Below are 24,071 nucleotides of genomic sequence, written 5' to 3'. Positions count from 1 at the left end.
ATAGTTTACATCAACATTTAACACCTGTCAAGGCATTCCAATCCTTCCAGCTGAAACGATGGAATAAAATCTTTTCTCGCCGACTTTTGCTCTTGAACATAACCGTCCAAGTTCAGCGAGAAAAGGTGATCCTGAACCTTTTCGTATTCCCTCCGCGTGATCCGCCGGTTCAGTTCCGGAATCCGCTCCGCTTTGCCGCAGGGCACATACTGGGCCATCAGGCTGACGGGGACCCCCGGTAGATTCGCCGCGAGCCAATCCAGCACGGCGATGGAGTCCCGTGTGTGGCCCGGCAGCATCAGGTGGCGCACCAGCGTCCCTTTCCGCATCATCCCGTTTTCATCGTAAACAGCCGGACCGGTCTGCCGCTCCATTTCCAGTACGGCGGCGCGCGAAACCCACACATAATCTTCCGCCCCGGAAAGGCGTCCGGCCAGTTCCCCGTCGGCATATTTCAGGTCGGGCAGATAGATATCCACCAAACCCTCCAACATCCGAAGCGTTTCACTTGTCTCATATCCGCCGCAGTTGTAGACAACCGGAACCGGCGGCTTCCACAAAGCCAGCGCCTGAACCACAGCCGGCACAAAGTGCGTTGCCGTGACAAGATTGATATTGTGGGCGCCCTGCGACACCAGACGATGAAACACGTCCGACAGCTCCTGCGGGGTCAGTATTCTGCCCGTCCGCCGCTCCGTGCTGATCTGGTAATTCTGGCAGAAAACGCATTGAAGCGAACAGCCCGTAAAAAACACGGCGCCGGAGCCGCGCGTTCCGCTCAGGCATGGTTCCTCCCAGAAATGAAGCGCGGCGCGGGCCACCACCGGGTCCGCCCCCATGCGGCAGAATCCATTCCCCTCCCGCGCTTCGCGCAGCGCGCCGCAGCGCCGCGGGCAGAGCGCACAGTGCTCAATCCGCATTGTCGCCCTCCCCTCTCAAGGCGAGAAACGCGGAAAGGCCGCCGCGTTTTCCTTTGGTCGCCCGATGGGAAAACAGGAGGTCGGAATGACACTGTGTGCACAGACCGGAAACAGCGATATTCTGTTCCGGCACGCCGGCACGCACCAGAGCACGCCGATTTGCCTCCCACAGATCGATATGATATTTTCCGCCGCCGTCCTTATGAATCCATTCATCCGGTGAAAGATCCGTCATCCGCGAAAAGACCTCATAGACCGGGGAGTCAACTTCGAAGCAGCAGGGGCCGATCGACGGCCCGATAACACAGACCAGGTCCCGCGCAATGCTGCCGAATTCCCGGGACAGCGCCCGGACCGTTTCCGCGCCGATGCGTGCGGCTGTGCCGCGCCAGCCGGCGTGTGAAAGGCCGACCGCTTTATGAACGGGGTCCGCAAAGAAAAGGGGCACACAGTCCGCGTAGTGCGTGACCAGCGTTACTCCGGCTTCGTTCGTAATCAGGCCGTCCACGCCCGCGGGCTTCGGTTTATTAAACCCTTCCCCGCAGTTTTCACGTCCGACCCGGCGGATCACGGTTTTGTGCACCTGTGAGGACGAAACCAGCGAGTCCTCGTCAAAGCCTGCCGCCGCGCAGATGCGCCGGTAGTTCTCCGTCACGTTTTCGTCGGGGTCTCCCCTGCCGAACGCCAGATTGAGAGAAGAAAATTCATTCCGGCTGACTCCACCGATCCGCGTGGAAAACGCGTGCGCCACAAATGGCAGAGCTTCCAGTGCCCGAAACGTCAGGAATTCAACCCCGTTTCTTCGATTCAGTTTTACCTGCTTTCCCTGTAATATCATAAAAAGCCTCCGATTTTTTCTGTGACTCCGATTGTAACACACAACGCCGACGAGTACAACGAGAAACCTGTTTAGCGGTTTTTTAGACAAAAAAAGAGAGCTTATTCGCTCTCTTTTGGCGTCTCCGGGTTCCGCGCCTCTACGGGATTTTTCGTTTCTTCCTGAAACGGCAGAACCGCTTTTTTTACAATCATGCCTTCATATTTCAATTTAAACTGGACCCTGCCGTAAAACCGGTGCCCGCAGTGCTTGCAGATAAACGGGGCGCGGAAGCTTTTATTGCGAAGCTGCCATTTGCCGGACCGCCGGGCGCGCCTGCCGCACAAATCGCAGCAAAAGGCCAAGTCCGACGCTTTAATCTGCGGATGGTTCAGGTCGCAGACCGTCACCGTCCGAAATTCCATGCGGTTATAGAATTCCTCGCTTTCGGCATCCTGCAGGAAGGGCTTCAGCTTTTCGGGGTTATAAAGTCTCTGAAAGCAGCGCAGCGACAGCATACTGTCAGCCAGGGCCCTGTGATGGTCCAAATCGCTGTCGTCGATTTCCAACAGCTGCGCGGCCGTTGAAAGGCCCATCTGTTTGGTCCGGTCATAGGAAAGGCAGCGTTCGCAGTAAGCCTGCAGATCGACATACCGTTTCAGGAACGGAATCCGCCTGCTGCCGCAGAAATAGCGGTAATTTTCAATCAGCGCCAGAATGTCGGAAGTCCCCCACGTCATCACAACGGCGTCGCCCGTCCAGCGCCGGAAGCGGCTGACAACCTGCAGAAACTGCGGACCGTCGGCCAAATCCTCGTTTGTGATGCTGGTCAGATCGCTGATTTTTCCGCTGATCTTTTTTCCGACCTGAGGCCGAATAAACATTTCGAACGTGTCTAGGATATGAAATCCCTCATCCACCTTTACCGCGCCGCACTCGATAATCTCATTCATAAAGCCCTTGAGCCGCCTGCTGTAAGCACCGTTCCACTCCAGGTCCAAAATGACGAATTTCATTATTTTTTCCTGGCGGCCTGTTTCATCCGTAGTTCCTTGCTCAGAATCATTTTACGCATCCGGATGCTGCTCGGCGTTACTTCGACCAGTTCGTCGGCGCAGATGAATTCAATACACTGTTCCAGGCTCATGGTGCTGGGCGGCGTCAGTTTCAGCGCTTCGTCGGAACCAGAAGCGCGGGTGTTGGTCGCGTGTTTCTTCTTGCAGATATTGACGACGATGTCGTCCGACTTCGGGCTGACCCCGACGATCATCCCCTCGTAAACCTCCACGCCGGGCCCGATAAAGAGCCTGCCGCGGTCCTGCGCGGCGAAAAGGCCGTACCCTGTGGATTCTCCTGTCTCATGGACAATCAGCGAGCCCTGCGCGCGCTGGATGATTTCGCCTTTATACGGCTCATAGCTGTCAAATACGCTGTTCATGATCCCGTTGCCGTTTGTATCCGTCAAAAACTCCTGCCGGTAACCCATCAGGCCGCGCGCCGGAATCTTGAATTCCAGATGGGTCGTGCCGTTCCCGCGGGCGCTCATGTTGACAAGCTCCGCTTTGCGCGTGCCGAGCTTTTCCATAACCGCGCCGACATAATTATCCGGAACCTCGATCATCAGAAGTTCAATCGGTTCGCACCTCTTGCCGTTGATCTCCTTATAAATCACCTGCGGCCCCGTCACCTGAAACTCAAAATTCTGGCGTCGCATTTCCTCAATCAAAATAGACAGGTGCAGTTCTCCGCGGCCGGAAACCTTGAACGTATCGGGAGAATCCGTCTCCTCGACGCGCATCGCGACGTTCGTCTCCACTTCCTTGAACAGCCGGTCGCGCAGGTTTCGCGAAGTGACGTATTTGCCTTCTCTTCCCGCAAACGGGCTGTTGTTGACCATAAACATCATGGAAACGGTCGGTTCGTCGATTTTGACAAACGGAAGCGGCTCGACCCGGTCGGGCGAGCAGATGGTCTCCCCGATGTTCAGTCCCGTGATGCCCGAAACGGCAACGAGGTCGCCCAGCTGCGCTTCTTCCACCTCACGGCGTTTGAGGCCCTCAAACTGATACAGCTTTGTAATTTTTACATTGGCGGTTGTCCCGTCGCGGTGGCAGAGGACGGCGCTGTCGCCCATGTGCAGATGTCCGCGCTCCACGCGGCCGATGCCGATCCGACCGACGTAATCGTCGTAGTCGATATTGGAAAACAGGACCTGCATCGGGCCTTCCGCATCTCCCGACGGCGCGGGAATGTTTTTCAGGATGGCGTCGAACAGGGGCTTCATGTCCCCCTCGCGGACATTCGGATCCTCCGAGGAGTAACCGTCGCGGGCGGAGGCGTATACTACGGGAAATTCCAGCTGATCTTCATTCGCGCCGAGTTCAATAAACAGGTCGAGTACTTCGTCGACCACTTCTTCCGGCCTTGCGCCGGGGCGGTCGATTTTATTGAGAACAACCAGCGGCTTTTTGCCAAGTCCCAGCGCTTTCTTCAGCACAAAGCGGGTCTGCGGCATGCACCCCTCGAACGCGTCCACCAGCAAAAGCACGCCGTCCACCATCATCAGAATCCGCTCCACCTCCCCACCGAAATCGGCGTGGCCGGGAGTATCCACAATATTGATCTTGACGTCGTTGTACATCACGGCTGTATTTTTGGCAAGTATCGTAATGCCGCGTTCACGCTCCAGGTCATTGGAATCCATAACCCGCTCGCTGACTACTTCGTTCGCACGAAAAACTCCGCTCTGCTTAAGCAGCTGGTCCACCAGCGTCGTCTTTCCGTGGTCGACGTGAGCAATAATCGCGACGTTTCTGACATTGTTTCTTACATCCATCGATTTCCCTCTTCTTTCAAATTCGCAAACATCATTATTATACCATGTCCCGCAGGATTTGTGAACAACGAACCAAAATATTGCAGCCGTTCCCCAAAAAAGCCGCCGCGGAAGTTCCGCGGCGGCTTTTCTCTAAAAAGAATTGGAGCGAACGACGAGGCTCGAACTCGCTACCTCCACCTTGGCAAGGTGGCGCTCTACCAGATGAGCTACGTTCGCAACACCCTGAGTGCAAGTGCTATTATATCCAATACCTTTTGATTTGTCAAGCCGGAAACAGAAAAAAATCCGCATACATTCAAGGTTCCCTATTTCGCGGGGTTATGCTATAATTACGGTTGAAATAAAAATCAGGTAGGGATGAAATGAGTTATACGGTAAATTTGGGAGCATGGAATTCGGTATTCGCAGTCCCCTGTTCCGTCGTTGATAAATATCTGAAGCTGGCCGGATCGGTTCAGCTTAAGGTCCTCCTATGGATTCTGCGCCACGCGGGGGATCCGTTTGAAGCGCGGGACGTCGCGGCGGCTTTGGGAATCGACCGGGCGGACGTTGGCGACGCGCTGCTCTACTGGCAGGAGGCCGGCCTTTTCCCCGCGGACCAGCAAACGAAGCCCGAAACCGAGCCGCCGGACGCAAAGGCTCCGGAAAAGCCGGAGCAGCCGCCCGCCGAGCCCCATTCCCCGGGCACCGCCCGCCGGGTTCTTTCCCGCCCGCAGAAGCCGGACAGCGAATTCGTCGCAAAACGGGTCGAAGAGTCCACGGAGATTTCGTGCCTGATGCAGTCTGCCCAGCAGGTTCTGGGGCGTCTGATTTCCGGCGGGGAATCCGCGACGCTTCTGATGATTCACGACGAGTTCGGCCTGCCCAGCGATGTGATTATCATGCTGCTGCAATACACCGCGAGCATCAGCAAAGCGAACATGCGGTACATAGAAAAAATGGCGATGAACTGGGCCGATGAAGAAATCAACACCCATGAAAAGGCGGAGGAAAAGCTCCGCCGGCTGACCGAATGCCGCCAGGCCTGGCGGAAAGTCGAGCAGGCCGTCGGGATACCCCACCGCGCGCCTTCCACAAAGGAAGAAGCGTTTGCGGACCTCTGGGTTACGCAGTGGAAGTTCAGCGCCGACATGATCCGTGAGGCCTACGACAGGGCCGTGGACGCGACCGGAAAATTCAGCGCGAGCTATATGAACCGGATTCTGGAACGCTGGAAAAAGACCAATATTTCCACCGTGCTGCAGGCGGAACGCGAAAAAATGGAGCGGGCGGCTGCACGAAAGGGCGGCAAGAGCAGCTCCCTCTCCCAGGATCTGGATGACTTTGAACGTTCGGGCGTATTTGACAATTTTGACAGGAAGTGATTCTGACGGGATATGATCGGGAAGTATACGAAGCCGCCGGTCGGGTTCTGCGGGAACGCCGCCGGACCGCCGAATCTCAGGCCGAGAAACGCAGGGCCGTTTTTTACAGCGTCTGCCCGGAGGCAGAAGAACTGGAGCGCCGCCTTGCAAAAACGGCGGTCCTCGCCGCCAAGGCCGTTTTGAGCGGCAAGAATGCGAAAGATCAGCTGGAACGCCTTCATGAGGAAAACCGTTCGCTTCGGTCCCGGATTTCCGATCTGCTCCGGTCGGTAAACATGAAAGCGGAAGATCTGGAGCCGATTTATCACTGCGAAAAGTGCAGGGATACGGGTTACGTGGACGGCCGGATGTGTTCCTGCCTGAAAACTCTGTTGAAAGAAGAAGCCTACAACAGGCTTAACGCCCTGACTCCCCTTTCCCTTTCCACCTTCGAGGGATTTTCTCTGGACTACTATCCGGATCAGCCGGAGCACGGTTCCGGACGGTCCCCCAGAAGCGCGATGCGCGAGATTCTGCAAAACTGCAGAAAATACGCAGAAACTTTTTCGATTGCTTCCTCCCAGAACCTGATTATGCAGGGCGCAACCGGGCTGGGCAAGACCCACCTGTCGCTCGCCGTTGCGAACGAAGTGCTGCGAAAAGGATACGGCGTTGTTTACTGCTCCGTAAACAACCTGATTTCCCGTCTGGAAAACGAGCACTTCGGCCGGGAAGAAACCGGAGACACCGGAAGTCTGCTGGAATCGTGCGATCTGCTGATCCTCGACGACCTGGGGACGGAATTCCGCAGCTCGTTTTCCGTTGCGGCCATCTACAATATTGTCAACACGCGGCTGCTGCTGCGCCGCCCCACTATTATCAGCACCAACTTATCCATGCGGGAGCTTCAGGACCGCTATTCCGACCGGTTCGCCTCGCGAATCGCGGGAAATTACGTCAGGCTGATGTTCCTCGGCCACGATAACCGCATGCAGAAGCTTTTATACCAGCACACAAAAAAATGAGACCGCCCGGCGGTCTCATTTCGATTTTGGTCATTCGCCGGAGGCAAGTTTCTCCTGGCTTCTGGATTTTAGATAGGCATTGATAAACCCGTCCAGATCGCCGTCCATCACGGCGTCGATGTTGCCTGATTCAAAGCCGGTCCGATGATCTTTCGCCATTGTGTAGGGCATAAACACATAAGAGCGAATCTGGGAGCCCCACGCGATTTCCTTCTGCACGCCCTTGATATCGTCAATGCGTTCCAGGTGCTCGCGCTCCTTGATTTCCATCAGCTTGGATTTGAGCATTCTCATGGCGACGTCGCGGTTCTGGTACTGGCTGCGTTCCACCTGGCAGGCAACGACGATCCCCGTTGGAATATGCGTCAGCCGGACGGCGGAGGAGGTCTTGTTGACCTTCTGCCCGCCGGCGCCGCTCGCGCGGTAATAGTCGATTTTAATATCGTCGGGGTTGATTTCCACTTCGATCGTGTCGTCGATTTCCGGCATTACCTCCAGCGAAGCAAACGAAGTATGCCTGCGTCCGGAAGCGTCGAACGGTGAGATGCGGACCAGTCGGTGGACACCCGACTCGCCCCGCAGAAAGCCGTATGCGTTTTCTCCGCTGACGAGGATGCTGGCGCTTTTCAAGCCCGCTTCTTCGCCGTCCAGATAATCGAGCGTCTGCACGGTAAATCCGTGGCGCTCGCCCCAGCGGCAGTACATGCGGTACAGCATCTCTGCCCAATCCTGAGCCTCCGTGCCGCCCGCGCCCGCGTGAAACGTCAGAATCGCGTTTTTCGCGTCGTACTCGCCGGTCAAGAGCGTTGTCAGCCGCATGGAATCAAGCCCCTCGCGGAACTCGTTCAGCTCTTGCTGTGCCTGCGGCAGCAGAGAAAGATCGCTTTCTTCATCCGCCAGTTCAATCAAGGCCATCAGGTCTTCATAAGCGGATTTCAGGCGTTCATAAGATTCTATTTTATTTTTGAGTGAGCTGGACCTTTGAAGAATTTTCTGCGATTTTTCCATGTTATCCCAAAAATCCGGCGCAGTCGCCTTCTGGTCCAGCTCGGCAATTTCCTTGCGCATGCCGTCAAGGCCGAGCGCGTCGGCCAGTTCCTTCAGCTCCGGCTCCAGGCCCTGCAGCGAAAGCCGAAGTTCTTCATATTGCAGCATCCTATCATCCTTCAGAATAAAATCTATCCGTTTAATTATAGATTATTTTAAGGTTAAAGTCAAAAAATACTTTGTGAACCCGCTGCGTCCTTTTTCCAAATCAGGATCAAGCAGGCGCTGATTTTGTCTGAATGATCCAAATTTATGAATTAGTTGAAAACTTATGAGGCAAAACATTGAAGTTTTCCCGAATTTTTTATACAATGGAAACATTGAAGGAGGTTCCAGTATGACGAATTATGTCGGTTTGAAATGTCCGGTCTGCGGCAAGACATTCACGGCCGAGGACGATATTGTAGTCTGCCCCCAATGCGGGGCGCCGTATCATCGGGACTGCTACGCGAAAGCCGGAAAATGTGTCTACGAAGACAAGCACGGCACGCCGGACGCCTGGGCGCCGCCCAGACAGCATAATGAGGACGGAACTCAGGGTAGGACGAAGCGGTGCCCGCGCTGCGGTTCTTTTAACTCCGACCAGGCCCTGTTCTGTGAGCACTGCGGCCAGTCTCTGTCCTCTGACCGCCCGGAATACCCGGGCGTTACACCGCCCCCGCCCAACCGGACGCCGAACAACGCACCGTTTGGCGGGCAGGGAAACAATCCACCGCCGCCATATGGAAATTACGGGCAGACCGGCTTCCCCGGTGGCCCGCCGCCGTATTACCCTTCCGTCGACATTCCGAATCCCAACGAACCGATTGACGATATTCCGGTTGGCGACGTCGCGCGTTTTGTCCAGAGCAACTCGCAGTACTACCTGCCTGTTTTTATGAACCTGAAAAAATTTGGGAAAAACAGGTTTAATTTCTGCGCCTTTCTTTTTCCCGGAGCATGGATGCTTTACCGGAAAATGTACAAAGTCGGTTCCATCGTTACGGCGGTTATGTTCGGCCTGTACATAGCGTCCGCCTGGGTATCCGAGCATTTTCTAAACCCGATTTACCAGTCCCTGTTCCTTCAAACCGGCATTGCCGGCGACACGCTGACCCCAAGCAACGAGCAGATTGAAAAGCTGATGGGATTAATCGCACAACTTCCCACTTATCAGCTCTATTTGATGATGGTGCCGGCTCTTGTATTTTTCGCCCAGTTGATCCTGATGTTTATTTTCGGTTTTTCCGGAAACCGTATGTATTTAAAACACTGCATCGGCAAAATCGGCGCGATTCGGCAAGAAACCGCCCGTCCCTCGGAAAGCGCCGTCCGGATGCAGGAAGAGGGCGGCGTTAACATCTCCTTCGCAATCTGTCTTGGAATATGCTATTTAATTCTTTCTTACATCCCATCCATCTTTTATTAGGAGAATTCAGATATGAAAGTTACAAAAGCCGTTATTCCGGCGGCGGGGCTCGGAACCAGAGTCCTGCCCGCCACCAAATCCATGCCGAAAGAAATGCTCCCGATTGTGGACAAGCCGGCCATACAGTATATTGTGGAAGAGGCGGTCCGTTCCGGCATAACGGATATTCTGATTATTACAAACCGGGGCAAGGGCCTGATCGAAGATCATTTTGACCGCGTGCCGGAGCTTGAGGCAAGACTGAACAAAAGCGGCGCGGATAAGGAAGAAATTCTAAAGGAGATCGTCGGTATCGCCCACAAAGCCAATTTCTACTTTGTCCGTCAAAAAGAAACCCGGGGGCTGGGCCACGCCGTCGGCTGTGCGCGATCCTTCGTCGGAGACGAGCCGTTTGCCGTTCTCTACGGAGACGACGTCATCATCGGAGAAGACCCCGCCTGCGCCCAGCTGATCCGGGCCTATGAAGAATACGGCAAAGGCGTTCTGGGCGTGAAAAAGGTTTCAAAAGAAGCAATCGGGAAATATAGCTCGCTGAAGGTTGAGCCATTGAAGGACAACTGGTTTTCCTGCACCGACATGGTTGAAAAACCGACGCCGGACAAGGTGCTTTCCCTCTACTCCATCTTGGGCCGCTGCGTTCTGACCCCCGAAATTTTTGACATTCTGGACCATACGGACCCCGGCGCGGGCGGAGAGATTCAGCTGACCGACGCCATGCGCACCCTCGCGCGGCGTGACGGCATGGTCGCGGTCGATTACACCGGAACGCGCTATGACATGGGCAACAAACTGGGAATCATGAAAGCTCAGGTTGAGGTGGGCCTGAACCATCCGGAAATCGGGCCGGAATTCCGTGAGTATCTGAAAGAAATCTGCAAATCGCTGTAGCGCGCGGGACAAATTTTCTATTGACGGATTCCGCGCCGGCTGATATAATAAAGCTTGATAAGCCGCTTTCGCGGCTTTTATCCTTGCTCCGGGCTCTGTTCCGGGGCCATAAGTCCAGAAGGAGGTGTTTTAACAATGGCAGATGTAAAAATTTCCTATGAAACCGTATTTATTCTTTCCACTAAGCTGGGAGAAGAAGGGATTACTTCCACCGTTCAGAAGTTCAAGGATCTGATCGCGGAAAACGGCACCATCGACAATGTTGACGAATGGGGCAAGCGCAGACTGGCTTACCCGATCCACAAGGAAGAAGAGGGCTATTACACGCTGATCGCCTTTACCAGTTCTCCGGACTTCACTGCGGAACTGGACCGTATTTACAACATTACCGACGGCGTACTCCGTTCCCTGACCGTAAAGAAGGAAGCTCCGGAAAAGAAACCGGAAACGGACAAGACGGAAGAGAAAAAGGAAGCGTGACCTGAAATGCTGAATGTCGCTGTTTTAATGGGAAGACTCGTCGCGGACCCCGAACTTCGGCATACGCCGAACGGAATCTCCGTAACCAGTTTTACCATTGCCGTGGATCGATCCTATGTAAAAGCCGGCGCCGATCGTCAGACGGACTTTATTGATGTCGTGGCATGGCGCAACACCGCTGAATTTGTCTGCAAATATTTCCGCAAAGGCCAGCTGGCCGCCGTTCAGGGTTCCATTCAGACCCGGTCTTACACCGACAAGGACGGAAATAAGCGCAAGGCAGTTGAAATTATTGCCGACAACGTCCATTTTGCAGAACCAAAGCGTGAAGGAACAACTTCTTCCGGCAATTATTCCGCCCGGACCGGGAATCCGACGAATGATCGCAGTGAGCAGCCGGCGCCCGCGTATGCAAACGGCGATACAGATGATTTCGAGGAAATCCCGTCCGACGACGATCTTCCCTTCTGACCAACCATTTAGTGTGTAAATAAATAAGGAGGTTTCTCATGGCTGACAATCAGGACAGACCCGTAAGGGAGCGCAGAGGCGGCCGCAAAGGCCGTAAAAAGGTCTGCAGCTTCTGCGTGGATAAAGTCGATACCATTGATTATAAAGATGTCGCAAAGCTTCGCCGCTTTGTCTCTGAGCGGGCTAAAATTCTTCCCCGCAGAGTTACCGGCACCTGCGCTCATCACCAGCGCGAACTGACCGTAGCAATCAAGCGTGCGCGTCACCTTGCTCTGCTTCCGTTCAGCAGCGACTGAGCCGGACAAGTTAAAATGCTGTCCTGGAATTCGGCGAAGCCGGTGCCGGGACAGTTTTTCTTTTATATGGTCAGTGGTTCACCAAATTTAAGGCCGGGGCTTTTGCCCCGGCCTTGTGCATCCTTATTTTTAGCCGCCGGAAGAGGCACCTGACGAACTGGAGGGGTTCGGTCCTTTACTGACGACAATAACAACTTTGGACCCGTATGCCATCTGACTGCCTTCTTTTGCGTCCTGATAACCGATGACAAGGCCGGACGGGACCGTCCTGCTGTACGCTTCCGCTTTGGTCGGAACAAATCCCGCCGAAGTCACATCTTCAGAAGCATCCGGCAGAGTCTCCCCCGCGATCTCAGGGAGAGTCCTCACAGCCGTCCCTTCGCTGACGACCACCACAATGGCCGTTCCCTTCGCCATCTTACCGTCTGCCGCCGGCTGCTGCGAGATAATGCATCCCTCCGGAACCGTATCGGAAAACTGCCTGGAAGAAAGAAGAACCTGGTACTCTGTTTGAGTGTTGGACGATACGGCGGCAACCAGCTGGTCATAATTTTGTCCCACCAGATTCGGAACGGTGATCTGTTCTTCAGCGGAAGAATCCTGCGTCATCATTTTCGCGGAGTACTGCTGCCCCGAAGATTCCGAGGATGCAGCCGACGAAGTCTCCGCCGTGGTTCCGGTCGCCAGATCACGGCTGTCGGCAGGAGTCCGGCTGATCCAGAAGACCCCGATTGCCGTAAAAACGACCAGCATCACGGTGCATGAGGCAAGAACCCAGACAAACCCCGGCAATTCACGCTTCTTCTTTTTCTCGCTCTTCTGCTGACGGGATTCGGCGTTTGTCTGAACCTGGCCGATCCGTCTGGTTTCCTCCAGCGCGGCGGTTACCGCGGGTGCAAGAGAAAGCTCTGTCCGCAGGCGTTCGAAGGTCGGCGTCCGGCGGTCCGGGGATACCTGAAGCGCATTGGCCAGCGCGGTAACCAAATGGGGCGGCAAAGTATGAAGCACAGCCGTGGGAATATAAAGACGAGAGTCGTTCCTTCTCTTTAACGCGTCGGGCGGAAGAGTTCCGGTCAGCGCAAAAAACAGAGATGCGGCAAAGCCGTATACATCTGTCGCCTCGTCCGGTTTATAGTCCATGATATACTGCTCGATTGCCGCGCAGCCGGGAATCATATCCGGCGGCAGGTCGGTGTCCATCTGCCGGACGGCCCCGATGGAAAACCCGCCGAGCTTCATGCGGCCGTCCTCCATGATGGAAAGCGTATCCGGGGAAATTCCAAGATGCCCGATGGAATGGGTGTGAAGGACGCTCAGCGCCGAAAGGACAGGCATAAAAAGCTGCCTTGCGGTATTCCAGCTGAGCCTTCCTCCGCTTCTTTCTACAAAATAACGCAGCGTAATGCTGTCGTTCCACTCCGAAACGGTATACGCCGTGTGGTTTTCTTCGAAGATATCATAAATCTGCAAAATTGCGGAAAGCTCCCGCATATGGGCAATTTCTCTTGAATAGCTTAAGAAATGAGCAAAGGACTCGTTGAAAATAATTTCACTGCCGCCGATGACCCGCACATCCGCTCCGTTGGCGGCTCTTTCGCTGAGTGTCTGAGGAAAAAATTCATGCAGCTCGATCGGAATGTTCAGGACGGTGTCATATCCGATGTAAGTGATTCCCTCTCCGTTGCTTGTTTGGACCGCGCCGACCAGATACCGATTTTGCAGCATCGTTTTCAGCGGAAGGGCATGCTTCATCTGAGGCTCATCCCCGCGGCACCCGCAGTGCGGACAAGCCCCTTCTTCTGTTTTTTCGGACATGCAGTTCATACACAGATTTGCCGGATCAGTCATATTGCCGCCTCCGAACCATTCATCACGATCTTTGCCGAGTTTGTTTAGTTTTCTTCATCCTGGTCCGAATTATCCCAGTTGTGCCATACGTTCTGCACGTCGTCGTTGTCTTCCAGAGTGTCGAGCAAACGCTGCATTTTCAAAGCCGCATCTGATTCTTCCAGTTTCACAGTCGTACTGGGGACCATTTCGACTTCGGCAGATACGAATTCATAGCCTTTCTTTTCAAGATCGTTCAGAACGCCGCTGAAATCATCCGGCTCCGTGTCAATTTCAAAGACGTCGTCATCCGACTGGAAATCGGACGCGCCTGCTTCCAGTCCGTCCTCCATCACCTTGTCTTCCGAAAGGCCTTCTTTTTCAATTAAAATAACGCCCTTGCGTTCAAAAAGGAAGGAAACGCAGCCGTTTTGGCCGAGGTTTCCGCCGAACTTGTCAAAATAATGCCTGATATCGCCGGCGGTGCGGTTGCGGTTATCCGTCAGAGTTTCCACAATGACGGCAATTCCGCTCGGGCCATAGCCCTCGTACTGGATGGTCTCGTATTTATTTTCGTCCCCTTCGCCCGCAGCTTTCTTGATGATGCGCTCAATATTGTCGTTAGGAACATTGGCAGCTTTTGCCTTTGCAATGCAGTCCCTTAAGCGGGAATTTGCATTCGGGTCCGGTCCGCCGCCCTGTTTCACCGCCACGGCCAGTTCGCGCCCGATTTTTGTAAAGACCTTCGCCTTGGCTCCGTCTGTTTTTTCTTTTTTCCGCTTAATATTATTCCATTTTGAATGGCCCGACATAAAAAAAGTCCTCCAAACTTTAAATAGCACTTGTTTTTCATCATAGCACAGTTTTCCGGAAATGGCAAGCAGGGCCGGGGACCCTCTAGATCAGGGTGCCTTCGTCGCAGTAAGAACACAGAAGCATGTCCCCGGCCTCCGTAAACAGGCCCGGCAAATAATGTTCCGTCTGTGTGATACATTTGGGGTTGGAGCAGCGGTGCGGATGCGTGGAACGCGGAATTTTTCTTTTTTTCGGCCTGTCCCGGCTCTGCAGAATGGTCAGAATCAGGGCCATTCTGGCATACATGCCGTAGACCGTCTGGTCAAAATAAGAAGCGCGCGGGTCGTTGTCCACATCGACCGTGATTTCGTCCACGCGGGGCAGCGGATGCAGTATTTTCAGATCCGGTCCGGCGCTTCTGAGTTTTACGCCGTCCAGAACAAAGACGCCCTTTTGCCGCTCGTATTCCTCAAGACTTGCAAAACGCTCCTGCTGAATCCGGGTCATGTACAGCACATCAAGCTCCGGAAGAGCCCGCTCAAGGCTTGCCGCCTCGGTGTAGCAGCAGCCCGCGGCGTCCATGACGTCCCGCACATATTTCGGCAGCGCCAGCTCCGGGGTGGAAATCAGAACAAAAGAGGAACCTGGAAAACGGGTCATCGTCCGAATCAGCGAATGGACGGTCCTTCCGTTTTTCAGGTCCCCGCACAGGCCGATCCTCAAATGATCCAGCCTTCCCTTTTCATTATATAAGGTCACAAGGTCCGTCAGCGTCTGCGTGGGATGCAGATGCCCGCCGTCCCCCGCGTTGATAATGGGAGACTTTGAATAAAGCGAAGCCGCGGCCGCGGCACCTTCCCGGGGATTCCGCATCACAATCACATCCGCATACCCGCTGACAACCGTGATGGTATCCTTCAGGCTTTCCCCCTTGGAAACCGACGTATTTTCCGGATTGTCAAAACCGATCACTTCGCCGCCAAGACGGTACATTGCCGTCTGAAACGACATTTTTGTGCGCGTGGAAGGCTCGTAGAACAGCGTCGCCATTATTTTGCCGCGGCACGACTCCCGATAGGCCCAGGGGTTCTTGCGGATACTGTCGGAAAGCGCGATCAAATCCATGATTTCTTCTACGGAAAGCTGGTCCAGATCTATCATGTCATAAAGCTGCATCAGGTTCACCCCGTACTTTCTCTATTGATTTCGAGTAATATTTTAACATCGCGGCGGCAAAAGTACAAGACGGACTTTCAATTTTAAAAAAGAATCCCTTGACAGATTTGCTATGATTGAATTAGAATGAGTTGTTAACATATAAACGACTGAAGAAATGGCAGGGCATTGCGATGAAAATTGGATTGGATGTTGGCTCCACCACAATAAAATGCGTCGTCATGGATGAAACAGGCAATATTTTGTATCGTTCCTATGAACGGCATTACTCCAAAATCACTGAAAAAATGACGGAACTTCTGGAAAAAGTCCGCCGTGAATTCAGTCTGGACGAGACGGCAAAGCTGACTGTTTCAGGCTCCGCCGGAATGGGAATCTCCCAGACCTGCGGCCTTCCCTTTGTTCAGGAGGTTTACGCGACCCGCATCGCGGTCGGAAAACTGATCCCCGACGCGGACGTGATTATAGAGCTCGGCGGAGAAGACGCAAAAATTCTATTTCTTTCCGGCGGACTGGAAGTGCGCATGAACGGTTCCTGTGCGGGCGGAACCGGCGCCTTTATCGATCAGATGGCTACCCTTTTGAATGTTTCGTTGGAGGAAATGGACAGCCTCGCAGCCCGGTATGAGAAAATTTACACCATCGCTTCACGCTGCGGGGTCTTTGCGAAGTCGGACGTTCAGCCGCTGCTGAACCAGGGCGCAAGGGCAACGGACATCTCCGCCAGTATTTTCGCCGCCGTCGCAAACCAGACGATTGCCGGTCTTGCTCAGGGCCGGCCAATCCGCGGCAAGGTGGTTTATCTGGGCGGGCCGCTGACTTTTCTGCCGCAGCTGCGCGACAGCTTCGACCGCGCGCTGAAGGTAACCGGCGTCTGCCCGGAGAACTCCCTCTATTATGTCGCCATCGGTGCGGCCTACTGCGGAGCGGTTGAGACAAAGCTTGTGGAAGCTCTGGAAAGCATCCGGAAATACGGTTCCACCGGCAGCTTTCTCTCCATTCCTCCTCTGTTTCGGAATGCGGCGGAATATGAAGAATTCTGCCAAAGGCATGCGCAGTGCAAAGCTCCGCGCGGCGACATCGGTAAATACAGCGGTGACGCCTTTCTGGGCGTCGACGCGGGTTCCACCACCGTCAAAGCGGTACTGCTCGGCAGGGACGCGGAAATTTTGGACTCCATCTACAAGAGCAATTCCGGCAACCCGGTCCCCATCATCCGGGAATATCTGCTCGGTATTGATCAAAAATACCCAAGCCTCCGTATTTCAAAGAGCGCGGTCACAGGCTACGGAGAAGAGCTTCTGAAAAACGCGTTCGGAATCGACTACGGAATTGTGGAAACCGTCGCGCATTTTACCGCCGCCAAACACTTCCGCCCAAACGTCGATTTTGTCATCGACATCGGCGGGCAGGACATGAAATGCTTTAAAATTCGCAATGGCGCCGTGGACAATATTTTTTTGAACGAAGCCTGCTCTTCCGGCTGCGGTTCGTTTCTGCAGACGTTTGCCAACACGCTCGGCTACGAAATTCCGGAATTCGCCAAGCTCGGGCTGTTCGCGGAGCATCCCGTGGACCTGGGCTCCCGCTGCACCGTGTTTATGAATTCCCAGGTCAAGCAGGCGCAGAAGGACGGCGCGACCACGGAGGATATTTCCGCCGGCCTTTCGGTCAGCGTGGTGAAAAACGCGATCTACAAGGTCATCCGCGTACCGAACGCCGAAGAACTCGGGAGAAATATCGTCGTTCAGGGTGGAACCTTTCTGAACGACGCGGTACTGCGCGTTTTTGAAAAGGAGCTCGGCGTGGAGGTCACCAGACCCGACATCTCCGGTCTGATGGGCGCCTACGGCGCGGCGCTTTACGCCATGGGCAAACCGGCGGCGCAAACCACGCTGATAGGGCCGGAAGAACTCGAAAATTTCAAGCACGAAGTAAAAGTAACCAACTGCGGTTTGTGCAGCAATCACTGCAGGCTGACCATCAATATTTTCGGCGGGAACCGGCGCTTTATCGGCGGGAACCGCTGCGAAAAGCCCGTAACCAAGCGCAACTCGAAAAGCGAGCTGAACATGGTCGCCTACAAAATGGATCTTCTGGCTTCCTACCGCAAATCCGAACCGGGGCCAAGAGGAAAAATCGGGATTCCCATGGGACTCAACCTGTACGAGCTGCTCCCGTTCTGGCATAGCTTTTTTACCTCCCTCGGGTTTGAAGTGGTGGTCTCCCCGATGTCGGACCGCGAACTGTACCTGAACGGGCAGAGCACCATCCCGTCCGACACCGTCTGCTTCCCCGCGAAGCTGATGCACGGCCATGTGCAGGCGCTGATCGACGAAGGGATTCAGAATATCTTTTACCCCTGCATGTCGTACAACTTCGACGAAGGAATCTCCGACAACCATTACAACTGCCCGGTTGTCGCCTATTATCCGGAAGTGATCGCCGCCAACATGAGCACTCTCGAGGGCCGCAACCTGATTCACGATTACGTCGGCATTCACCGCAAGCGCGACTTCCCGGTCAAAATGCACGCCATTCTGCAAAAAAGCTTTCCTGACATCACCGTGCGAGAAGTGAAGCGCGCTGCGAAAGCGGCATACGGCGAATACGACCGGTACATGGAACAGGTCCGGCAAAGGGGCGACGAGATGATCGCGCAGGCGGAGCGGGAAAAGCTTCCGATCATTATTCTAAGCGGCCGGCCTTATCATTTGGACCCGGAAATCAACCACGGCATCGACAAGCTGATCGTCAGTCTGGGCGCCGCCGTCATTACGGAGGACATCGTCAGCCGAAGAGTCGGCAAAGTCCATACGGATGTTTTAAACCAGTGGACATATCACGCAAGACTGTACGCCGCGGCAAAATACGTCTGTTCCAGACCGGATATGAATCTGGTTCAGCTGGTTTCGTTCGGCTGCGGAGTCGACGCGATTACAACCGATGAAGTCCGAAGGATTCTGGAAGAGGGCGATAAAATCTACACGCAGATCAAAATTGATGAGATCACAAACCTTGGCGCGGTGAAAATCAGGCTGCGCAGCCTGTTCGCCGCTCTGGAACCGTGAGGGGTGCGACTATGGCAAAGCTGAAATACAACAAGCAGGGGCGTCTTCTGTTTACAAAGGAAATGAAAAAGGATTACACCATCCTGTGTCCGATGATGGCGCCGATTCACTTCCGGCTGATTGTCAATGTTATGAAAAACTGCGGCTATCATTTTGAACTGCTGAGCACAACCGGTCCCAACATCGTACAGGAGGGGCTCAAATACGTTCATAACGACACCTGTTACCCTGCTCTTCTTGTCATCGGGCAATTTATTGACGCGCTGCATTCCGGAAAATACGACCTAAACAAGACCGCGCTGATTATAACCCAGACCGGCGGCGGTTGCCGCGCCTCCAACTACATCCATCTGCTGCGCAAGGCGCTGAAGAAAGCCGGCCTGGAACAGGTTCCCGTGATTTCTCTTAATCTGTCGTTTCTGGAACGGAACCCGGGCTTTCAAATCACGCTTTCCATGGTGCGGAAATTTGTCGCAGGCGTCGTTTACGGCGACGCGCTGATGCTGCTGCACAATCAGACGGAAGCTTACGAAATCAACAAGGGTAACAGCGGACAGAAGGTCGAAAAATGGATTGCGGTCCTTTCGGAGCAGTTTAACCGGGGCCGCGGCCTGTCTCTGAAAGAACAAAGGAAAAACCTGAACGCGATCGTTCAAGATTTCGCCGCCGTTCCGGTTCGGAAAACGCCAAAGGTCAAAGTCGGTATCGTCGGCGAAATCTATGTGAAATACGCTGCGCTGGGGAACAACAATCTGGAGGAATTTCTGCGCGGGCAGGACTGTGAAATCAACGTTCCCGGTATTATGGGCTTCGCGCTGTTCAAGGTGGACAACCGTCTGGAGGACATCCGCCTGTACGGGGGAAGACCGGCGAAAAAATTTGTGGTGCAAAAACTGATGAACTACCTGACGAAAATGCAGGACATTCTGATTGACGCAGTCAAAACCGAACCAAAGTTTCTGGCGCCGACTCCTTATACTCACACCAAAAGCCTTGTCAAGGACATTATCGGTTACGGTGATAAAATGGGAGAAGGCTGGCTGCTGACGGCCGAAATGATGGAGCTGACCGAACAGGGCTATGAAAACATCGTCTGCGCGCAGCCGTTCGGCTGTCTGCCGAACCATATCTGCGGCAAGGGTATGATCCACAAAATCAAAGCCGTTGACGAGCGCTCCAACATCGTTCCAATCGATTACGACCCCAGCGCGACCAGAGTCAACCAGGAAAACAGGATCAAGCTGATGCTGGCCGTGGCAAGAGAAAAACTTCCAAATCAGAAAGGAAATATTAACCAACAGAATAAATAAATATTTGTTTATTTCTCCAGAATTATCTTTTCCGGATAAAAACATATTGCATAGATTCTTTTTGTGATTTATACTTTTCTTATGCAATAGTTCCTGCCAATAAGTAAAATGGCAAATCCGCCGAAAGACGGAGACGCAAAGCCAAGGGGCTAAACCCGACAGGGCATGCCAGCCGGTTGCACTTTTCACCGCAAATTCTCATGCGGTGATGGATTGGAGGAGTCATTCCGTGAAAGGGAAATCGTTCTGGTTTTTGATTTTAGGTTTTTCATTGTCCGAAATTCTGACCGCGTTACTGACAGACGGATTCCATAGAATTACGGCGGAATCCGTGATCCTCTCCTCATTGGTTTCACTCGTCCTTCTTTTGGCGATCTGGTACCGTTATGTAGACAAACCAACCTCTGATTTTCTGGATGCGATCAACCGGGCGATGAGGGGTGATTTTCGCGCCCGATTTTCCTGTTATGATGAAAACGATAATTTTCATCGGTTGTCCGTTTCTTTCAACCGTCTGATGACCTGCGTTGAAAATCAAACGGAAGAATTGAAAGAAAGCCGAAGACTGCAAATTCAGCTGTATGAAAATGAAAAGATATACAGGTCCGCGCTTGAATTAACCTGCGAACGCATCTTTGAGGCGGACTTGACCCATAACCGTCTGATTTACGGGCTTGAGGGTTATCAAAGAGCTTTTTCATTCTTAAACACCGAAATGTTTGACGATATGATTCACAGCATTGCGGATCATGCCGTTTATGAAGAAGATCAAGAGAAATTTTTTCAAACCTTCGACCGGCGAAACCTGCTGGAAACTTTCCGTGCTTCGCAAATCCCCGAGATCACCCTTGAATACCGCCAGCGGCTGCCATCCGGCACATTAAAATGGGTTTCTTCTTCCGTCATCCGGAGCGGGAATTCCGGTGACGGGCTGAAAGTGATCGGTTACGTCAAGAATATTGACGAGCGTAAAAAACAGGAGCTGGAAATTTTAAAGCAATCGCGCAAAGACGGTTTGACAGGCATTTACAACAAGAGCTTCACCCAAACTCTGATTGAGGATTTTCTGGCGGGGACGGGAAAGAGCGGCCGCCACGCCGCCATCATGATCGACATTGACAATTTCAAGCGGATCAACGATACGCTGGGGCACATTCAGGGGGATACGGCTCTTTCACAGGTTGCGCTGAAATTGTCCGGGCTGTTTCGCTGCTCCGATATCGTGGGCAGAATCGGCGGCGATGAATTTTTTGTGTTTATGAAGGACTATTCCTCCTCCGACACCCTAACGGAAAAACTGAACGCGGTCAAAAATCTGTTCGGCGAAATCCGCCTTGAGGACTCTTCGTACCGAGTCAGCGGCAGTGTCGGCGTATCCCTGTATCCGGAAGACGGAGCGGAATATCGGGAACTATACAAAAAAGCAGATCACGCACTGTATTATTCAAAAGCCCACGGTAAAAACCAGTACCATATTTATGTCGGAAACACGGCGGAAAATCAGAAGGACGTTTCTTCTAAGATGCAAATGATTCAAAATCCGGCTACATAGGCTGCAGAGAAAATGGCCCGCGCACTGCGCGGGCCATTTTCCGTTATCTTTCAGCGGCTCCACTTGTCACAGAGCGAATTGATCTGATCCGCAAATTTTGCGAGGTCCTTGTTTGCGCCCCCCTCGTTTTCCTGGATCACGCGCGTCAGACGGCGTCCAGCCTCCACCAGACGCGCGAACGCGGCCTGAACCCTTCTGGCCTTTGCCTTCGCATGCATGGGTTCGACGCCCTCATTCACAATCGAATTGCTCAAAAGATCCGCAACGGCCTGGAAATTCGGGGCATAGGCCTGGTAGCCGAGGGCGTTGAGGTTTTCCGTAAATTCGCGGCAGATCTCCTGCTCGCCGTGCACGACGAACACGCGTCTGGGTTTCTGCGTAAACGCGCCGATCCAACGCAGAAGTCCGTTGTGGTCCGCGTGGCCGGAAAGAGCTTTAAAATTATGAATCTGTGCCTTGACGGCAATCTCCTCGCCGAACAGCTTCACCTGTTTTGCCCCGTCGACCAGAATCCGGCCGAGCGTGCCGTTAGCCTGATACCCGACAAATACGACGGCGCACTCGCTCCGCCACAGATTGTGCTTTAAATGATGGCGGATGCGGCCCGCTTCACACATTCCGCTTGAGGAAATAATCACTTTGGGAACCCCGTCCATGTTTAAGCTCCTGGATTCTTCCACACTTTCACAGAGATGCAGATTGGAAAAACGGAGAGGTCGGAAGCCCTCACGGAGAACGCGGACGGTATCCTGATCCGCGTAGCCGGTCAGGTCGCCGCTGTAAATTTCCGTCGCTTCGGCCGCAAGGGGGCTGTCCACATAAACCGGAAAATCAGGCACGCTTTTGACCAGCCCTCTCGCTTTCATTTCCCGGATAAAATAGAGCAGCTCCTGTGTGCGGCCCACCGCAAAACTGGGGATGACTACATTGCCTCCCGCCGCCAGCGTCTGGTCAAATACCTTTGCAAGGTCCGGAATATAGTTGGCGATCGGATCATGCTCCCGGTTGCCGTACGTGGATTCCATCACCACATAATCCGCTTCCTTAATATACTGCGGGTCGCGGATAATGGGCTGATTCAGATTGCCGATATCGCCGGAGAACACAATTTTTTTCACTTCGCCGTTTTCTTCCGCCCACAGCTCCACCGAGGCGGAGCCAAGCAGATGTCCGGCGTCCACCATCCGGAACCGGACCCCCTCGCAGACCTGCACCATGTCCCCGTAAACACAGGGTTCCAGGCGCTCGATCGTGTCCTGAGCATCCTCAACCGTGTAAAGCGGTTCCTCCGGATTTTTCCCGGCCCGCTTTCCCTTCCTGTTTTCGTTCATTGCATCCATTTCCTGAATGTGAGCGCTGTCCCGCAGCATAATGGAAAGCAAATCGCAGGTGGCGCCCGTCGCATGGATTTTGCCCCGGTATCCGTTTTTCACCAAAAGCGGAAGACGTCCGCTGTGGTCGATATGCGCGTGTGTCACGATGACAGAATCAATCTGCTGCGCGGAAAAGGGAAACTCCCTATTGTCGCCGCCGTCCGCACCCTGCAAAAGCCCGCAGTCAATCAGAATCCGTTTTCCGCAGGCCTCCAGGCAATGGCAGCTCCCCGTCACTTCTTTGTCCGCTCCGTAAAAAATCAGCTGCATTTGTTATCCTCTCTTTCCTCGTCCAATTTGGTCCCTTCCCGGAGAATCAATTCAACCGGGCAGTGATCGCTTCCCATCACTTCCGTCAGAATTCCGCTGTCTTCAATTCTGCCCCGCAGCAGGTCGGAAACCAGAAAATAGTCAATACGCCAGCCGGCGTTTTTTTCTCTGGCGTGAAACATGTAAGACCACCAGGAATAAGCGACCCGGTCCGGATAAAGCCAGCGGAAGCTGTCCGTAAATCCGCATCCGAGCAGTCGGGTCATCTTCTCCCGTTCCTCCGCGGTGAAACCCGCGTTTCGCTGATTGCTTTTCGGATTTTTGAGATCGATTTCCTCATGGGCCACATTCATGTCCCCGCAGACAATCACAGGCTTTTCCCCATTCAGACAGGTCAGATAGTCACAGAACGCGTCTTCCCACTGCATGCGGTAGAAAAGCCTGGTCAGTTCCCGCTGGGAATTCGGCGTATACACCGTAACAAGATAAAAATCCGGAAATTCCAGCGTAATGCAACGGCCTTCGGTGTCATGCTCCGGCACACCGATTCCGTAATGCACAGAAAGCGGTTCCAGCCGGGAAAAAACCGCCGTACCGGAATATCCCTTTTTCTGTGCCGAATTCCAGTATTGGCGATATCCCGTCAGAATCAGTTCCGCCTGTTCGGGCTGCATTTTTGTTTCCTGAATACAGAAAACATCTGCGTCGGCCCGGTTAAAAAAATCAAGAAACCCCTTATTCAGACAAGCGCGCAGGCCGTTGACATTCCAAGAAATCAGTTTCACCGGTTTTCCTCCCTGTTTTTTACAATAGTATACCATATTCCGTCATGATCCGCCATGAAAAACGGTAAGCTCCGCACCTGCAAGAAGAATGTGGGGAATAGAACGAAAAAGAGAGAGAAATTTTATAGTATTCCATAAAAAAGAGACTTAAGCGACTTTGTGCCCTGTACGATATGCAAGTTTTGCAAGATTTTCTTGTGCAAAATCGATTTCGCGGCTATAATGGGAGTATTGTGCAAGCCGAATAACATGGCTTTGTAAAGTAAACATGAAAGATTAAGAAGGGAAATCAGCCAATTGCTTCAAGCGACGAGGAAAAGCTTGCGTTTGCTTCTGGCAGAAAGGTTTAGGCCCGCAACTTGTGCCGGGGTCAGACCG

The 24,071-nt window shown here is 53.5% G+C and carries 20 protein-coding genes, 1 tRNA gene and 1 riboswitch; of the genes, 10 read left to right on the top strand and 11 right to left on the bottom strand.

The genetic code is table 11. The annotated features are described in order from the left end of the window. Positions 1–17: 17 nt before the first annotated feature. From CAFE_RS04725 to CAFE_RS04705, 5 genes are all read right to left on the bottom strand, one after another. Positions 18–920 carry a radical SAM protein gene (locus tag CAFE_RS04725; RefSeq protein ID WP_156989956.1) on the bottom strand — a complete coding sequence of 301 codons (903 nt, stop codon included), beginning with the start codon at positions 918–920 and terminating at the stop codon, positions 18–20. After that, positions 910–1,758, bottom strand: coding sequence for a peptidoglycan editing factor PgeF (gene pgeF, locus CAFE_RS04720; RefSeq protein ID WP_156989955.1), 849 nt, complete (start codon positions 1,756–1,758; stop codon positions 910–912). The genes CAFE_RS04725 and pgeF overlap by 11 nt, the downstream gene beginning before the upstream one ends. 101 nt (positions 1,759–1,859) lie before the next feature. Further along, a complete protein-coding gene (locus CAFE_RS04715; protein ID WP_156989954.1) occupies positions 1,860–2,753 on the bottom strand; it encodes a 3'-5' exonuclease in 894 nt (297 codons plus the stop codon). Beyond that, positions 2,753–4,573 (bottom strand): translational GTPase TypA, encoded by a 1,821-nt coding sequence (gene typA / locus CAFE_RS04710; RefSeq protein WP_066643568.1) that lies wholly within the window; start codon positions 4,571–4,573, stop codon positions 2,753–2,755. Before typA ends, CAFE_RS04715 begins: the two co-directional genes overlap by 1 nt. A 143-nt stretch (positions 4,574–4,716) precedes the next feature. Then, positions 4,717–4,792: transfer RNA gene (locus tag CAFE_RS04705), tRNA-Gly, on the bottom strand. A gap of 146 nt (positions 4,793–4,938) precedes the next feature. Between CAFE_RS04705 and CAFE_RS04700 the strand changes: the two genes are divergently transcribed. Then, the gene (locus CAFE_RS04700; RefSeq protein ID WP_066643570.1) at positions 4,939–5,940 is read left to right on the top strand and encodes a DnaD domain protein; all 1,002 of its coding nucleotides are present in this window, start codon (positions 4,939–4,941) and stop codon (positions 5,938–5,940) included. Next, positions 5,937–6,944, top strand: a complete 1,008-nt coding sequence (locus CAFE_RS04695) for an ATP-binding protein (RefSeq protein WP_228725030.1) — start codon at positions 5,937–5,939, stop codon at positions 6,942–6,944. Before CAFE_RS04700 ends, CAFE_RS04695 begins: the two co-directional genes overlap by 4 nt. Positions 6,945–6,974: 30 nt before the next feature. Here the strand turns inward: CAFE_RS04695 and prfB are convergent, their stop codons facing one another. Then, a complete protein-coding gene (prfB, locus tag CAFE_RS04690; RefSeq protein ID WP_066643572.1) occupies positions 6,975–8,099 on the bottom strand; it encodes a peptide chain release factor 2 in 1,125 nt (374 codons plus the stop codon). A 229-nt stretch (positions 8,100–8,328) separates the two neighbouring features. Here prfB and CAFE_RS04685 point away from each other — a divergent pair, with 229 nt between their 5' ends. The 5 genes from CAFE_RS04685 to rpsR all read left to right on the top strand — a co-directional run bounded on the left by CAFE_RS04685 (position 8,329) and on the right by rpsR (position 11,534). After that, entirely contained in the window at positions 8,329–9,399 is a 1,071-nt protein-coding gene (locus CAFE_RS04685; RefSeq protein ID WP_066643574.1) for an RING finger protein, read from the top strand. A 12-nt stretch (positions 9,400–9,411) separates the two neighbouring features. Next, entirely contained in the window at positions 9,412–10,287 is an 876-nt protein-coding gene (galU, locus tag CAFE_RS04680; protein ID WP_066643577.1) for a UTP--glucose-1-phosphate uridylyltransferase GalU, read from the top strand. Positions 10,288–10,422: 135 nt separating this feature from the next. Continuing rightward, positions 10,423–10,767 carry a 30S ribosomal protein S6 gene (rpsF, locus tag CAFE_RS04675; RefSeq protein ID WP_066643579.1) on the top strand — a complete coding sequence of 115 codons (345 nt, stop codon included), beginning with the start codon at positions 10,423–10,425 and terminating at the stop codon, positions 10,765–10,767. Between the two features lie 6 nt (positions 10,768–10,773). Then, positions 10,774–11,238 (top strand): single-stranded DNA-binding protein, encoded by a 465-nt coding sequence (locus CAFE_RS04670; RefSeq protein WP_066643581.1) that lies wholly within the window; start codon positions 10,774–10,776, stop codon positions 11,236–11,238. Positions 11,239–11,276: 38 nt separating this feature from the next. Then, on the top strand, positions 11,277–11,534 hold the full coding sequence (gene rpsR / locus CAFE_RS04665; RefSeq protein WP_066643583.1) for a 30S ribosomal protein S18: 258 nt from the start codon (positions 11,277–11,279) through the stop codon (positions 11,532–11,534). 129 nt (positions 11,535–11,663) lie between these two features. On the opposite strand, the gene CAFE_RS04660 is transcribed toward rpsR, so the two are convergent. From CAFE_RS04660 to pyrB, 3 genes are all read right to left on the bottom strand, one after another. Continuing rightward, positions 11,664–13,382 carry a PASTA domain-containing protein gene (locus tag CAFE_RS04660; RefSeq protein WP_066643584.1) on the bottom strand — a complete coding sequence of 573 codons (1,719 nt, stop codon included), beginning with the start codon at positions 13,380–13,382 and terminating at the stop codon, positions 11,664–11,666. Between the two features lie 44 nt (positions 13,383–13,426). Then, positions 13,427–14,173 carry a YebC/PmpR family DNA-binding transcriptional regulator gene (locus CAFE_RS04655; RefSeq protein ID WP_066643587.1) on the bottom strand — a complete coding sequence of 249 codons (747 nt, stop codon included), beginning with the start codon at positions 14,171–14,173 and terminating at the stop codon, positions 13,427–13,429. An 85-nt stretch (positions 14,174–14,258) separates the two neighbouring features. Beyond that, complete coding sequence (pyrB, locus tag CAFE_RS04650; protein WP_156989953.1) at positions 14,259–15,332, bottom strand: aspartate carbamoyltransferase; 1,074 nt, start codon at positions 15,330–15,332, stop codon at positions 14,259–14,261. Positions 15,333–15,505: 173 nt separating this feature from the next. Between pyrB and CAFE_RS04645 the strand changes: the two genes are divergently transcribed. From CAFE_RS04645 to CAFE_RS20455, 3 genes are all read left to right on the top strand, one after another. Further along, positions 15,506–18,403 carry an acyl-CoA dehydratase activase gene (locus tag CAFE_RS04645; protein WP_156989952.1) on the top strand — a complete coding sequence of 966 codons (2,898 nt, stop codon included), beginning with the start codon at positions 15,506–15,508 and terminating at the stop codon, positions 18,401–18,403. 11 nt (positions 18,404–18,414) lie between these two features. Continuing rightward, positions 18,415–19,713: a 2-hydroxyacyl-CoA dehydratase gene (locus CAFE_RS04640; protein ID WP_156989951.1), complete on the top strand. Its 1,299-nt coding sequence runs from the start codon at positions 18,415–18,417 to the stop codon at positions 19,711–19,713. A 100-nt stretch (positions 19,714–19,813) separates the two neighbouring features. Continuing rightward, positions 19,814–19,897, top strand: a riboswitch (cyclic di-GMP riboswitch). Between the two features lie 45 nt (positions 19,898–19,942). After that, complete coding sequence (locus CAFE_RS20455; RefSeq protein WP_166525065.1) at positions 19,943–21,265, top strand: sensor domain-containing diguanylate cyclase; 1,323 nt, start codon at positions 19,943–19,945, stop codon at positions 21,263–21,265. Positions 21,266–21,315: 50 nt separating this feature from the next. Here the strand turns inward: CAFE_RS20455 and CAFE_RS04630 are convergent, their stop codons facing one another. Both CAFE_RS04630 and CAFE_RS04625 read right to left on the bottom strand, forming a co-directional pair. After that, the gene (locus CAFE_RS04630; protein WP_066643596.1) at positions 21,316–22,908 is read right to left on the bottom strand and encodes an MBL fold metallo-hydrolase RNA specificity domain-containing protein; all 1,593 of its coding nucleotides are present in this window, start codon (positions 22,906–22,908) and stop codon (positions 21,316–21,318) included. After that, positions 22,899–23,693, bottom strand: coding sequence for an exodeoxyribonuclease III (locus tag CAFE_RS04625; protein WP_066643717.1), 795 nt, complete (start codon positions 23,691–23,693; stop codon positions 22,899–22,901). The genes CAFE_RS04630 and CAFE_RS04625 overlap by 10 nt, the downstream gene beginning before the upstream one ends. Positions 23,694–24,071: the final 378 nt, after the last annotated feature.

The organism is Caproicibacter fermentans (assembly GCF_009746625.1).
Lineage (GTDB): Bacteria > Bacillota > Clostridia > Oscillospirales > Acutalibacteraceae > Caproicibacter > Caproicibacter fermentans.
Note: the sequence above shows the minus strand (reverse complement) of the source record. Positions and strands in the feature narration are given on the sequence as shown.